The following is a 13,708-nucleotide window of genomic DNA, read 5'->3' on the forward strand; positions in this document are numbered from 1 at the left end:
TATCTGTAATATTTTATCCCTAAAATATATCTAATCTGACATAACGTACATTATCGGGTAAATACTCATATATTCTTTAGCACGAAAAACAAATAATATTTCAAAATTATTCAAAATACTCGTTAATGGCATTATTCAAATCAGAAACACTGTCGATAATACGATATGCTCCGTGAGTTTTAAGCTCACCAGGCTCGGCATAACCCCAAGAGCAACCCAAACAATCAATATCGCATGCTAAAGCGCCATCAACATCCGTCCAACGGTCGCCAACCATTAAAGCACGATCCCGTAAAGGATTGAATCCAATATTTTCAAAAACATAGCGAATAACTTGATCTTTATTAATCCTAGACATATCTTTGCTAGCACCATAAATACCATCAATCAAGTTTGTCAATCCAAAATGATCACAAATTGGTTTAACTTGATATTCAGGCTTGCAAGATGCAGTAGCAAGATAATAACCAGACTTTCGTAGCAACTTAAGCTGCTCAGGAATGCCATCATAAACTTTGTTCAAAAAATTCCCAGTAATCATATCACCATTTGGATTATCAGGATCTATAAAAGTTGCAACTTCGGAATAATATTTCCTATACAATTTAACGCCTTCAGATTGCAATTCTTTAGGCATATGATTCCTCTGAAAAGATTCAAGTATAGACGGTCCAACAAAACGCAACATTTCAGTATCATCAGGTATCTGCATACCAAGATCAGACATCGCTTTTTTAGCGCACGCAATAATACCAGCATGCGATTGTGTTAAAGTACCATCTAAATCAAGAAGAACAACTTTCATGACAGCTTATTTCCCTTAGAAGTGTTTTGTTTATAAAAATAATTCTCACTCGTAATCAGGAATCCAACCCTCATGATGCATCTTTAAACGCTTATCAAGTAAAGCTTTAAGCTCTTCTTCACTTCTACGCTCTAAAAGCATATCCCAATGCGTACGAGCTGGCTTATTAAAATCATCATCTGGTCTGTCTGCATCGCCTTCCTTATGCGCTAATGCACCACAACGGCATTCCCACTCTTCAGGAATCTCTGCACCTTGAGCAAATGGAAGAATCGTTCTGTGACCCTTAGGGCACACATATGCAACATCGTTACGAGCAGCGAAATCAACATTATCGTCGGATTCCAATGATTTAGCTCCAATGCTCATTCCACGTAAACTGCGCTCTGCCATAATATATTATTCTCCTTTTTGTTTTCATTATAAAGCTAGCGAATTGCACGGACGATACACAAAGGTATACCATGATATATCAATAACATATCAAACATCACAATAAGCAACTACCCCGCGATTAATAAGTTTAGCTGCTTCATAAGCATTGTGAGCTAAAGAATCATCTACGTTAGGCAATATTTTCAAATATTCGCTAGCAACAGCAAGTTGATTAAGTAAGTCAATAAGTCTTTTTGCAAATCTGACAAAATCACCACCAGTTATGTCAGTATTTTGCAATATGTCGAGTAAATCAGCACCTTGAGCCCAATCATAAATCATATCAATTGCACCAAAATCAAGAGGTCTTAAAGCATCAAGATGATTATTCAAGCACATATCACTTATACGAATAAATAATTCTTTCATCTTTAAAACTGTATTGAATACAGGCGCATTTAATCCTCCAGGATACCTACGCGGCTCTCCCCCAGCAGGACCCCTAGATTCATACACTAATGCAGATAAACAAGACAATAATTGAATAGGAGTTAGATTATTAAAAATTCCTTCACAAATTGATTGAGCAAAAACAACATCAAGCTCGTTGTAAAGTCTACGAAGCAACTGACCCTTGTCTGTTAACACTAAAGCATCGTTCGTATTTCTTAAATAATCTAATCTACAAAGTACTTCACAAATATTATCGAAACATCTTGCAACTGAGCCAGTGCGAGAATTATAGCGATCCTTAACCTGATTTAGTTCACGCATTTCTCGAGCCCAATAATAACCCCAGTGTAAATGTTCTTGAATATCTGGGCATCCTGCACAAGGATGGTTACGCTCCTCGTTGCGTAAGGTATCGATAGTTTTATCTAATTCTTTAAAAGCTTTAGCACGCTCAACTTCACTAGCAAATATTGTGTGCTTAAGTTTTCTGCGCTGATCATGTTGAGCATCTTTAAGACGCATTCTAAGAGTCATAAACTCAGAAAAATCACCTTGAGTGCAATGAAATGCTTGTTCGTAACCGCTAATAGCTTCTTTAAGATCCTCAACACGACTTAAAAGCCTTTGAGCAGAAGCATTGGCTTCCCATTGAGCAAAAGAACTGCTTAGAGTTATGCGAGCAGTTTTAACATCACTATTATTTAGGAGATTAACAGCCATGTTGAATGTAGGAACAAAGCTAGAATGAAGAGGATACACACGTTTACTAGACAAGGATGCAGCTTTAGAAGGATCAAAATCAGGATTGTCAATTAACACTGCATGACCAATATCATCTATGCCACGTCTGCCAGCGCGACCAGTAAGTTGTGTGAACTCACCAGGAGTTAGCGGAACGTGACCTGTACCATCAAATTTAACGAGTTTTTCAACAACAACACTTCTCGCAGGCATATTTAAACCTAAAGCAAGAGTTTCTGTAGCAAAAATAACCTTAATAAGACCGCGTTCAAAAAGCGTTTCTACAATATGGCGAAAAATAGCAATCATACCAGCGTGATGAGCTGCAAAACCTTGTTCAAGAGCATACCTAAAACGCTCAAATCTAAGTGCCTTTAAATCGCTTTTGCTTAGTTTATTTTCCGCAATCATAGAATCAACTATTCTGCGGATTTCATACATTTCTTCATCGCTAGTAAGAGATAATCCAGCGTTTAAACATTGTTGAACAGCCTGATCGCATCCTGAACGAGAAAAAATAAAATATATTCCTGGTAGCATATCAAGGTAATCAAGCTCATCTATAACAGCCCATCTTTTAGGGGTGTGTCTAACAGCAACTTCTCCCCTATTACTTTTAGATGAATTATCATATCTGTTAGAAAACTTATTCTTAGAAAACTTGCCTTTGCTAAAACGTTTATTTACATTACGATAAGATGCTTTACGTCGTAAAGAGGCATTCTCCCATTGAGTGATTTTTCTTGTTAAAGCAAGATTTACATGATTGGTGCTATTACCATTTTTATCAACATCATATAAGTTAAGTAATTCAGGCTCTGTGCGTCCATCCTTCTGGATAATAACATGTCTTTCAAGTGGAACAGGACGATGCTCATCTACAACCAAATGTGTTTCTCCGCGCACAGAAGAAATCCATGCACTAAAATCTTCTACATTAGAAACAGTTGCAGAAAGACCAATAATCTTAACGCTCTGAGGAAGATGAATAATAACTTCTTCCCACACAGCGCCCCTGAACTTATCTGCAAGATAATGAACCTCATCTAAAACAACAAATCCAAGAGATTTAAGAGTAATTGAACGTTCATAAAGCATATTGCGTAAAACTTCTGTAGTCATAACAACAATATCAGCTTCTGGATTAACCGAAGTATCTCCAGTTAAAAGTCCAACTCTATCTATTCCATAAACTTCACAAAAATCATGATATTTTTGATTACTTAGAGCCTTAATAGGAGTTGTGTAAAATGTTTTAACCCCACGATTTACGCCTAGAAAAACAGCAAAATCAGCAACAACAGTTTTACCTGCTCCAGTAGGAGCTGCCACAAGAACATTATCTCCATTTTCCAGTGCATCAATTGCTTCTGCTTGAAAATCATCTAAATCAAAACTTAAAGATTGTTCAAATTTTGCAGCCATAGTTCGAGAGTGCTTAATAGTTTGCTTAAACAAATTAAACCGTTCAGCTGGAGATAAAGGAATTTCAGAATCATTCTTGTAATCGTTTGAATCAACAAGAATATCATTTTTCTTTTTCTTGCGATATGACGTCTTAGACATAAAAAGTTTAGTTCTTTCTTCTTAAATCAAAATAATTTTAAGTTCGCAATTCACTAAGATTCTTTTGACTCTTTAAAATTAGGATTATCAATATCTTCTTGACGCAACGACTTTGTATTCCAATTTTGCCAAATGGACTTATGGGTTTCTCTTATACGATTATGACGCTCATTAACCTTAATTCGAGTATGCTCGTATCTACGTGCCGCATCCTTTATAGGACGAGTGAATAGCGGGCTTGTATCATTATCTAAAGAATCATTATTGTCTTGAAGTCTTTCAAAGCAAGAAGAAACTTTTTCAAGAAAACTTGAAGAATTTTCAAAAATCCTAAAAGCATTTCTAATAGCGAAAACAGTCCCGCATGCAATCATACAAAGCATGAAAAGCGTAATAATAATCCAAATCCACCACGGCATTTTAATTCTCCACAATAGGAGAATCGCTATGATCAACACTCAATTCACGTTGAGCACGAGCAATAATCATAGTCCGCAAAGTTTCTGGAGAAACAGCTTTAATATGACGGGCATGCGCAATACAGAAAGCAACAAACCAAGAATCTGAGCAAACAGTCAAATGAACTTTAACGCCACTCCCACAAGGCTCAACCGTAGCACCTGAAAGACTCTTTAAGAAGTTTAAATCAGGTTCATCAGTGATAAAGCATGTTTGCGTACCATTGTCAAAACTCCACTTACGAAGTTCGCTAATAGGAACATCTGGAATTTCTACAGGGCAAACAGGCGTAATTACCTCTGCATGCTCAATGCGAGCAACGCGAAGAACTTGCCAAATTCTAGGCAAACCATTTGCCTTATTGATAGAAGTATCCTTCGCAACTAGACTACGTTTATCTTCTGGAGCCTGATTTTCAACATCAGTCCAAACTGCAACGTAATAAACGCCTTCATCAACAAAAATCTTAGAAGGTGCAACAACTTTCCTACGAGTTCTGCCAGCTCCGTCTGTATACTCCATGTCAATTAGAGCACCAGCATTAATAGCGCTACGAACTATAGAACAGTTTCTAGGCTCTACTTCATAACCAGTAAGGCTCAGCCAAGGAGTTTCACCTGGACGCACATGCCTACGCAAACGCATATACAAAGCCTTAGCCTGGTCTCTCTGTTCAACAGGAAGAAGCGGAGAATGAGCAAGATAATTAACTGATGCGGTCAACATGCTCATATACTGTTGAGAAACGCCAGCCAAGCGCTCAAGCCCTAATGAATTTGTTGCAGAAACAATTCCTTCAGCTTCTAGCAAAGACCAATCAATATCGAAGAACTGACTACCAGCCATCTCTCCATCATCAGATACAGTCGTAAGAGTATTGATATCTTTGTGCAAAATAGCAACAAATCTACGAAGTTCATCTTCACTCTTTGGCTTGCCTATAAATCTAACAGCAAGCTCATCCAATGGGAACTCTTCACCAAGATGTGCAGAAAGGAAGAGCATTAATCGAAGTCTGCGATCAACCTCACTGCCAGTTTGGAAAGATGCTTTCTTTTGGCGTGATTTGTCTGGCTCAGAGCCAGACAAATCCTTATTATCGTCAGAACTATTTTGCGATAAATCGTCTTGCTCAACATAATCCTCATCGCAAGACACAAATTCCGTTGCAGCATTAAGTCTACGATGGAATGCATCTACTGCTTCTTGTGGACTTACAACACAAGAACCTGGATGTTCAAGAACAAACATCGCTAAATCATCTGAATCAGTATAAGCAACATTCAAATGCTCTCCATCAACATCAACTGTTGCAGCGAATCTACGTGAATCAATAACCTTAACTAATGCATCTGGAATTGTCTGAGTTCCTAGACCTGGAGCGATAGAATCAAGACCTAGTCCAGGTATAGGAGTTTGAGGAACTCTCGGAGCTGTGCGAGACGCAGAAGAATGCTGTTGCTCAACTTTACGAGATTCAGAAGAAGAAATGGACATAGACCTAGCCAAATAATTGGCAGCAGCCAAAACAGGAAGTTCTTCTTGCTCGAAACGTATACGAACTCTTGGCTCATCGCCAAGCTGCAATCTATAAGATGCAAAATCTTGCCCTTCGGATTTGGAAGAATATTCTGGCTGTCGTGACTCAATTGCAATTCCCATAGCCGCAAGTTTTGCACGATCCCTTTGGAACTGCTTGGCAAAAGCTGCCTTAGCAGCCTGATCAGCAAGCTCTCCATATGAATCAGCATAAGCTTTAACTCGTTGTGCAATCTGACGCGAAGTCAGCCATTGTGGAAATGCGGAAGACAACACCGCGAGCACATCTAGCTCATGTTTGCCCCACTTATCGGAAAAACGACGTCTTCCGTTACTTCCTTCTGCCATTGGTCCTCACGTATCGTTTCTTTTGTAGTTTTCCTTCCATGCATAGAGAATCTGCGATTAATGTAAGACGCTAAATCCTCCACACACACTTTATCTATTTTAATGGTGTTTTGCTATACGTGTGGACATTTTTAAAAAAACTCATGATTTTTCTTATTTTATTATTGTCAAGGGTAAGAAAACCCTTGAAAACAAGCCATTTCACGCGCGACACGCCATAAATATTTTTTAATTCCCAAATTTCACACGCTATTTACACCCATTCATCTGGTTCAATACCCTGAGGCCCAACAAATTCCCCATTTGGAACGTAGCTTGGCTCTCCAGTATCTTCTAAAACAGCATCGGAGAACATAGAAACCTGATTACCAAATGTCCAATCACCACGAATAGTAACTGACTTTGCAGCAGCTAAAGCAGGTACCGAGTAAGGGAATCTTTCATTGAAATCATTGATATTTCGATAATAACGAGGATCGAGATCAATATCTGGGAATATGTAGTTGCCATCCTCCATCTCATAAGAATCAGTAAGATGGAATCTGTCTGAACGCATTATAAACAAATCATTAGTTGTCTTGACAGGCAAGAATCTCATTCTATCTACTTCTACACAAATAGCATCATTAAAAAGCGAAATTGCAGCACCCATCGCAGTTTCCAGCTGAATAACTTTCTCGCTTTTTTCATTTGTAGGATCAATAGTTTTTCTATTGCAAATCACAGGAAGAGGAAGAACTCCATTGTATTCTTCCAACTTTTTTTGCAATGCGTCAACGCGAACCCAAATATTATTTGTATTAAAATAGGGATGTTTTTTAATACTTTGAGCACTTCTTCGATCTTCTGGATGAACTTGAGTCATTTCTCGAAGCATCATTCTTCCAGTTTCGAGATCTCTAACAATATGACCACCTTTACGATCGGCTTGAGTACGCTTAGCAACCTCAATCATTATTGAAGCACCCGTGTTTTCAAAGTGCTGAGCAAGAGTACGAGAAGGTCTAGCACCTAAATTATCCGAATTTGAAATAAATAAATATTCAATACCATTTTTCTTCAAAACGTTTAACAATCCTGATTCCCAAATTGTAGAGAAAATATCTCCATGACCTGGAGGACACCACTCTAACTCAGGATCTTCTGGATAAGAAACTGGCTCACAGGTTTCCTCTAGCAATTTCGGTTCTTGATGCTGAATAATTTCAACAGGAATGTTTTCTTGAGAAAATTTACGATTACGCTTCAGCACTTGTAATGTATCTTTAGATGTGCGGAAAGAGTTCATAAAAATAAGAGGTAAATCAACACCTAAGCGTTGGCGTGCTGTAAGAACCTGACCTATTATTATATCTATAAATCGCATTTGTCGAGCTTTGTGCCTACGGACAGGTAACAAAGATTTTGCGCACGACAATCCCATAGACGTTCCCAAACCACCATTAAGCTTAATAAACGCTGTTTTTGCAAAAGCGTTTACAGCTTTATCATGATCAATAGTCTCATAAATTTCGTGAAAATTTGGAACACTCTTAATAGGCTCTACAGTGTTTTCGCGAATAAATTCACCAGACTTATCATTAATCCACGAGTCATAAAGATGTGCAAATTGATTAATCGCAATCTCACTCATACCTTGTTCGCGCATCTTTGCAGCGGACAATTCAAAAGTGTCGCCCATTTAAGACAGCCTCCTTGTATGCATTATGTTTAATAGTTTATCTATTCAATCTATATGTTGCAAACAAGGTGAATCGATTTTATTACTAAACATCAAAAAAATAGCGCAACAGGCGGAATCAAACCCATTGCGCTATTATTCATAATTAATCTAAAAATTAGAATTAATCATGCTTTTTATTATTTTTATCTTGGTTAGTATTTTGACTATCATCTAAATTCTCGTCACCAGTTTCTAGATGATGCTCATCATAGCCTTGCAAGTAACGAGTACGACGCCAATGGTGAATAGAAGCGTTTGTACCGCGATGATGCACGTGGTACTTTCTAGGAGTTCCACCGTACGGAAGCTCTTTAACTTCCTTAGCAACAGCAATCTGATTCACGTTAGAAGGATCCATAATTGCGATTGGCGCAACAGGTTCTGGCTCAGTCGGAGCTGCTGTTCTGCTACTAAGCTTTGATGGGAGCCATTCAGCAAACCAAGAAAGCGCCCAGCAAATCAAGAAGTACACAACTGCAGCAACAGTCAAAGTTTGCAAAATATTAAAGTACATTGATCCAAGTCGTCTAGATTCTTGGAGCAAATCAGTGTACATGATTATGGAACCTAATGCAGTATCTTTTAACACGACAACAAGCTGAGTTACAGCTGCTGGAAGCATTGCGAATATAGCTTGTGGCATTTCGATTTGTGTTAAAGACTGATATTGAGATAGTCCAAGTGCCAAAGACGCTTCACGCTGACCGTTAGGAAGATTTCCAACGCCAGATCGAACTAGCTCTGCGACCACGGAACCGTTGTACAAAATCAAAGACAACACAACGGCCCAGTAAGACGCGCCACTTATTCCAGCAAACGCAAATCCTCTCCAAAGGAAGATCATAAGCAAAAGCACTGGCACAGCGCGGCAAAACTCAACTACAACGGCAGAAATGCTACGAAGAATCAAGCTAGGCAATAGTCTTAAAAGACCAAACAAAAGTCCAAAAACTATTGAACCTACAACAGCAAGAAGTGAAGCTTTAAGAGTCATCCACAATCCTGGAAGATAAAAATCAGTCCACGCTTCCGATTCCACAGCTGGATTCCACAAATCCCACGAAAGCTGATTTTCGCCTTCGGGAGGATTGCTAAGTCTTAAAAGCAAAGCAATAACAATAAGCGCAAACACAACGCACGCAACAATATTTGCAATACGAATCTTTTTTAAAGCCTTAGGCCCAGGCGCATCAAATAACAGAGATTTTTCTTGTTTTTTTGCCATTTTCATCACCTTCTAACCGCAAGCTTATTAGACAAATAAGTTGTGAAAATACCGATTGGAATAATCAACACAATGTATCCGCACGCAAAAATCAAAAAGATTGGAACAATCAAATCTGCATGCCTTTCAATCATCTCACTCATAAGAGTAGATGTTTCAGTTGCAACAGATGCAGCTGCAGCAACAGTGGAATTTTTAAGCAACGCAATAAAAGTGTTTCCAAGAGGTGCTACAGATCCGCAAAATGTTTGAGGCAAAATCACATTAAAAGCTGATTGGAAGAAGTTAAGCCCAAGCGCTCTACATGCTTCTGCCTGACCCAAAGGTACAGTGTTTAAGCCAGATCTTAAAGATTCGCAAACAAATGCTGAAGTGTAAAAACTCAAGCCAGCTATAGCAAGCCAGAAGAAGTTTACGCTAAAAACAGTTGAAAAACCGAGCTTTAGCTGAGCATACACGCCAAGAACCATAAATACCATGATTATTGTTAGAGGCATATTCTTAAAGAACTCAACGTATGCGCTTGCAATAATTCGAAGCGAATGAATTGGACAAATCCTCATCATAACTAGAATCACACCAAGAATCGTTGAAAAAAGCACGCTCCACAATGTGATTTCAATATTCACCAAGAATGCTCCTGGAATATTGTATGAAGTAAATAATTGCACAAAGTCTTGCATTTTACTCCTCCCCCTCATTTGGTACTGGCGGATTATACTTTGCGTTTGGCTTAAAACCAGTTCCGCGCATGTTATCGTCTAAAGCTCTTTTCCATGATCCATTTTTAATCATGTCTTTAAGAGCATTATTAATGCGCTTAGCTAGCTTCGTGTTTCCTTTTTTAATACCAATGCCGTAGTGTTCTTCGGTAAATGGCTTACTAACAAGCTTTAGTCTGCCTCTAGATGCTGTAGCAAGACCAGCGAGAATAATATCGTCTGTTGTAACAGCGTCTACGATTCCAGAGAATAATGCTGTTGCACATTCTGCATAGCCGGGCTGTTGCATAAGTTGAACTTTTGAAGAGTACTTCTCTTTAATAACTATTGCAGACGTAGAACCAGTTACTGAGCATAAACGCTTTCCGTCTAAATCATCTGGACCGCTTACTTTATGCTCATCTTTACGAACTAATAAATCTTGACCTGCCACAAAATATGGTCCAGCAAAAGAAACAGTGTTTTTTCTAGCATCTGTTATGGAATATGTTGCAACAATCATATCCACATCGCCATTTTGAAGCATTGCTTCACGCTGTTTTGAAGGCGATTCCTTCCAAACAATCCTATCTTCGGAGTAACCCAACTTTTTGGCAACGTACTTTGCAACGTCTACATCAAAACCAACGTAAGTTCCAGACTTTTTAAAGCCAAGACCAGGCTGATCAAACTTAATGCCAATGCGTATTACATCGTTGCGACTATTTTGACTGCAAGCGCTAAGTGGTAGAACGCAGCACAATGCGCAAATCATAGATAAAATTGCGCGATATGTATGCCTTAATCCCAGTTTGCAACGCTTACACTTAAGCGCAATATTGTGTAAATATTTCATAACTACCTCTTAAAGATTTAAAAAATCGCTATTAATGATTTAAAAACGAGTCAAATTAATGAGTCAAAATCTTTGAAAGGAAGTCTTTTGCTCTGTCTGTCTTTGGATTTTCAAAGAACTCTTCTGGTGTATTTTGCTCAAGAATTCTGCCATCTGCCATAAACACGATTTTGTCTGCAGCTTTACGTGCAAAGCCCATCTCGTGAGTAACGCAAATCATGGTCATTCCTTCTTTTGCAAGCTCAACCATAACATCAAGAACTTCGTTAACCATTTCTGGATCAAGTGCAGATGTAGGCTCATCAAAAAGCATAACCTTTGGATGCATTGCAAGCGCGCGAGCAATCGCCACTCGCTGCTGCTGACCGCCAGAAAGCTGAGAAGGCATTTTGTTAGCTTGATTATCAACGCCAACTCTAGCAAGAAGATCCATTGCTAAACTTTCTGCATCTTGCTGTTCCATATGACGAACCTTAATAGGAGCAAGCGTAACGTTTTCTAGAATCGTCTTGTTTGCAAAAAGATTAAAAGACTGGAACACCATTCCTACTTCTGCACGCAATGCGGCAAGTTCTTTTCCCTCTTGAGGAAGAGGCTTACCATCAATGCGAATGTCTCCAGAGTCAATAGTTTCAAGACGATTAATCGTCCTGCACATCGTTGACTTGCCAGAGCCAGACGGTCCAATAATTACAAGCACTTCGCCTTTATTAACAGTCAAGTTAATATCTTTTAAAACGTGAAGCTTACCATAGTGTTTTTCAACATGGCTAAGTTCCACCAACGGCTGTGCTACTTTTTTTGTGTTGTTTAATTTAGTATCCATAGAAAGGATTCTAATGTTCTTTTGTTACATGCGTTTATCGTAATAGTTACTTTTAAACGCTTATAAAGTTACGAAAAACAATAAAAATGATACAAAAATGTTAATTTTAGTTTAAAAATGCCGTTAAGTGCGGATTTCCTAATACAATCACACAACTTAACGGCATTTATTAGCAATATTTAAATTGTAAATTATTGCATTCTATTATATTTACAATTACTCGTCTTCTTCTGGATCGTAATCGACGCCAGTTTCAGCACGCTGTTCGTCAGAAATTGGAGCAGGAGCGCCAGTTAGAGGGTCGCGTCCGCCGCCAGCCTTAGGGAAGGCGATTACGTCGCGAATCGAGCTTGCGCCTGCAAGAATTGCAGCAGTACGATCCCAGCCCAAAGCAATACCAGCGTGAGGTGGAGCACCGTACTTAAAGGCTTCAAGCAAGAAGCCGAACTTTTCTTCTGCTTCAGCTTTGTCAATTCCAAGAACATCAAGCACGCGATCTTGAATATCGTCGCGGTGAATACGAACAGAGCCACCGCCCATCTCGTTACCGTTGCACACGATATCGTAAGAATCGCTCATTGCATGCTCTGGATCTTTATCGAACTTATCAATCCAATCAGCAGATGGCATTGTAAATGGATGGTGCATAGAAGTCCACTTTGAGTGTCCAACAGCAACATCGTCATCGTCTGGATCGTCCGTGCGCTTAAACAGTGGGAAGTCAACAACCCAAGTGAAAGCAAACTCATCTGGGTGAAGTAATCCTGCGCGGCTTGCAAGCTCTACGCGAACAGCGCCAAGCAAAAGCTGAGAAGATTCGCGGCTGCCTGCTGCAAAGAATACAGCATCGCCATCTTGAGCTCCAACAGCTTCCTTAAGTCCTGCACGCTCTTCTTCGCTAAGATTCTTAGCAACAGGGCCCTTCAACTCGCCATCTTCGCCAAAAACGACATAAGCCAATCCTTTAGCTCCACGCTGCTTAGCCCAATCCTGCCAAGCGTCAAACTGACGACGAGGAGTTTCAGCACCGCCCTTAAATAGCACAGCACCAACGTAAGGAGCTTGGAACACGCGGAATGGAGTGTTCTTGAAGAAGTCAGTTAATTCAATAAGTGGGTTTCCAAAACGCAAATCAGGCTTGTCGGAACCGTACTTATCCATAGCTTCCTGCCAAGTGATTCGAGGCAAAGGAAGAGTAATCTCGTGACCAGCTTCCTTCCAAATAGCAGCAATAACGCGCTCTGCCATAGCCATAACATCTTCTTGGCTTGCAAAGCTCATTTCCATATCAAGCTGAGTGAACTCAGGCTGACGATCAGCACGGAAATCTTCATCACGATAGCAGCGGGCAAGCTGATAGTAGCGTTCAACGCCAGAAACCATAAGCAACTGCTTTAAAAGCTGAGGAGACTGTGGAAGAGCGTACCAAGATCCTGGAACCAAACGTGCTGGAACAACAAAGTCGCGAGCGCCTTCTGGAGTGGACTTAATAAACGTTGGTGTTTCTACTTCTGTAAAGTCCATATCTTCCAAAGCGTGACGAGCTGCCTTAGCCATATTAGAGCGAAGCTTTAGATTACGCTGCATTGATGGGCGGCGCAAATCAAGATAACGATACTTCAAACGAACATCTTCGCTAGGAAGCTTGTTTTCAGACTCGTTTTCCAATGCTGTAGAAACCTGGAATGGTAACGCATCGGACTTAGCGAGAATCGTCACTTTATTCGCAACAATTTCGATTTTTCCTGTTGCTAAATGGTCATTTTCATTGCCATCTGGACGCAGGCGAACTTCGCCAGTAACCTGAACAACAAATTCACTACGCAATGGTCGCGCAGTTTCCTCATCGTAAATAACAACCTGCACTAAACCTGTGTTGTCACGAACATCTACGAAAGCGACGCCACCGTGATCACGGCGACGATCAACCCAACCAGCAATGGTTACGTTCTGTCCGACCAAGGTCTCAGTCACTTCAACGGCATGGTGTGTGCGATACGCCGTCTGGCTCATAAGTCCACTTCCTTGTTTAAATAATTTTGTTAATTTTTGTTTTGACTTTAATAGTTTACCGCATGAATCGCGCGTTCA

The 13,708-nt window shown here is 39.7% G+C and carries 11 protein-coding genes; all 11 read right to left on the bottom strand.

Annotation, left to right across the window (positions count from 1 at the left end; all coding sequences use genetic code 11):
- Positions 1–106: 106 nt before the first annotated feature.
- Entirely contained in the window at positions 107–805 is a 699-nt protein-coding gene (locus HXT24_RS04855; RefSeq protein WP_004117864.1) for an HAD hydrolase-like protein, read from the bottom strand.
- A 45-nt stretch (positions 806–850) separates the two neighbouring features.
- Positions 851–1,198, bottom strand: coding sequence for an RNA polymerase-binding protein RbpA (locus HXT24_RS04860; RefSeq protein WP_004111625.1), 348 nt, complete (start codon positions 1,196–1,198; stop codon positions 851–853).
- Positions 1,199–1,288: 90 nt separating this feature from the next.
- Positions 1,289–3,940 (bottom strand): DEAD/DEAH box helicase, encoded by a 2,652-nt coding sequence (locus tag HXT24_RS04865; RefSeq protein WP_422119260.1) that lies wholly within the window; start codon positions 3,938–3,940, stop codon positions 1,289–1,291.
- Between the two features lie 53 nt (positions 3,941–3,993).
- Positions 3,994–4,359, bottom strand: coding sequence for a hypothetical protein (locus HXT24_RS04870; RefSeq protein WP_102720695.1), 366 nt, complete (start codon positions 4,357–4,359; stop codon positions 3,994–3,996).
- A gap of 1 nt (position 4,360) precedes the next feature.
- Positions 4,361–6,286 (bottom strand): helix-turn-helix transcriptional regulator, encoded by a 1,926-nt coding sequence (locus HXT24_RS04875; protein WP_415685800.1) that lies wholly within the window; start codon positions 6,284–6,286, stop codon positions 4,361–4,363.
- Positions 6,287–6,539: 253 nt separating this feature from the next.
- The gene (locus HXT24_RS04880) at positions 6,540–7,967 is read right to left on the bottom strand and encodes a UTP--glucose-1-phosphate uridylyltransferase (protein ID WP_004115085.1); all 1,428 of its coding nucleotides are present in this window, start codon (positions 7,965–7,967) and stop codon (positions 6,540–6,542) included.
- A 163-nt stretch (positions 7,968–8,130) separates the two neighbouring features.
- Complete coding sequence (locus HXT24_RS04885) at positions 8,131–9,234, bottom strand: amino acid ABC transporter permease (protein ID WP_004117853.1); 1,104 nt, start codon at positions 9,232–9,234, stop codon at positions 8,131–8,133.
- A 5-nt stretch (positions 9,235–9,239) separates the two neighbouring features.
- Positions 9,240–9,917 carry an ABC transporter permease subunit gene (locus HXT24_RS04890; RefSeq protein ID WP_004117849.1) on the bottom strand — a complete coding sequence of 226 codons (678 nt, stop codon included), beginning with the start codon at positions 9,915–9,917 and terminating at the stop codon, positions 9,240–9,242.
- 1 nt (position 9,918) lies between these two features.
- The gene (locus tag HXT24_RS04895) at positions 9,919–10,791 is read right to left on the bottom strand and encodes a glutamate ABC transporter substrate-binding protein (RefSeq protein ID WP_004117844.1); all 873 of its coding nucleotides are present in this window, start codon (positions 10,789–10,791) and stop codon (positions 9,919–9,921) included.
- Between the two features lie 55 nt (positions 10,792–10,846).
- Complete coding sequence (locus HXT24_RS04900; protein WP_422119261.1) at positions 10,847–11,617, bottom strand: amino acid ABC transporter ATP-binding protein; 771 nt, start codon at positions 11,615–11,617, stop codon at positions 10,847–10,849.
- A gap of 216 nt (positions 11,618–11,833) precedes the next feature.
- Positions 11,834–13,630 (bottom strand): aspartate--tRNA ligase, encoded by a 1,797-nt coding sequence (aspS, locus tag HXT24_RS04905; protein ID WP_020761915.1) that lies wholly within the window; start codon positions 13,628–13,630, stop codon positions 11,834–11,836.
- Between the last annotated feature and the right edge of the window lie 78 nt (positions 13,631–13,708).

It is taken from the genome of Gardnerella sp. DNF00354 (genome assembly GCF_049262755.1).
Lineage (GTDB): Bacteria > Actinomycetota > Actinomycetes > Actinomycetales > Bifidobacteriaceae > Bifidobacterium > Bifidobacterium vaginale.

Coding starts and splice junctions, on each gene's coding strand:
- HXT24_RS04885 (WP_004117853.1), bottom strand. CDS start 9,234: ATGGCAAAAAAACAAGAAAAATCTCTGTTATTTGATGCGCCTGGGCCT.
- HXT24_RS04895 (WP_004117844.1), bottom strand. CDS start 10,791: ATGAAATATTTACACAATATTGCGCTTAAGTGTAAGCGTTGCAAACTG.
- HXT24_RS04900 (WP_422119261.1), bottom strand. CDS start 11,617: ATGGATACTAAATTAAACAACACAAAAAAAGTAGCACAGCCGTTGGTG.
- HXT24_RS04855 (WP_004117864.1), bottom strand. CDS start 805: ATGAAAGTTGTTCTTCTTGATTTAGATGGTACTTTAACACAATCGCAT.
- HXT24_RS04880 (WP_004115085.1), bottom strand. CDS start 7,967: ATGGGCGACACTTTTGAATTGTCCGCTGCAAAGATGCGCGAACAAGGT.
- HXT24_RS04870 (WP_102720695.1), bottom strand. CDS start 4,359: ATGCCGTGGTGGATTTGGATTATTATTACGCTTTTCATGCTTTGTATG.
- HXT24_RS04865 (WP_422119260.1), bottom strand. CDS start 3,940: ATGTCTAAGACGTCATATCGCAAGAAAAAGAAAAATGATATTCTTGTT.
- HXT24_RS04860 (WP_004111625.1), bottom strand. CDS start 1,198: ATGGCAGAGCGCAGTTTACGTGGAATGAGCATTGGAGCTAAATCATTG.
- HXT24_RS04890 (WP_004117849.1), bottom strand. CDS start 9,917: ATGCAAGACTTTGTGCAATTATTTACTTCATACAATATTCCAGGAGCA.
- aspS (WP_020761915.1), bottom strand. CDS start 13,630: ATGAGCCAGACGGCGTATCGCACACACCATGCCGTTGAAGTGACTGAG.
- HXT24_RS04875 (WP_415685800.1), bottom strand. CDS start 6,286: ATGGCAGAAGGAAGTAACGGAAGACGTCGTTTTTCCGATAAGTGGGGC.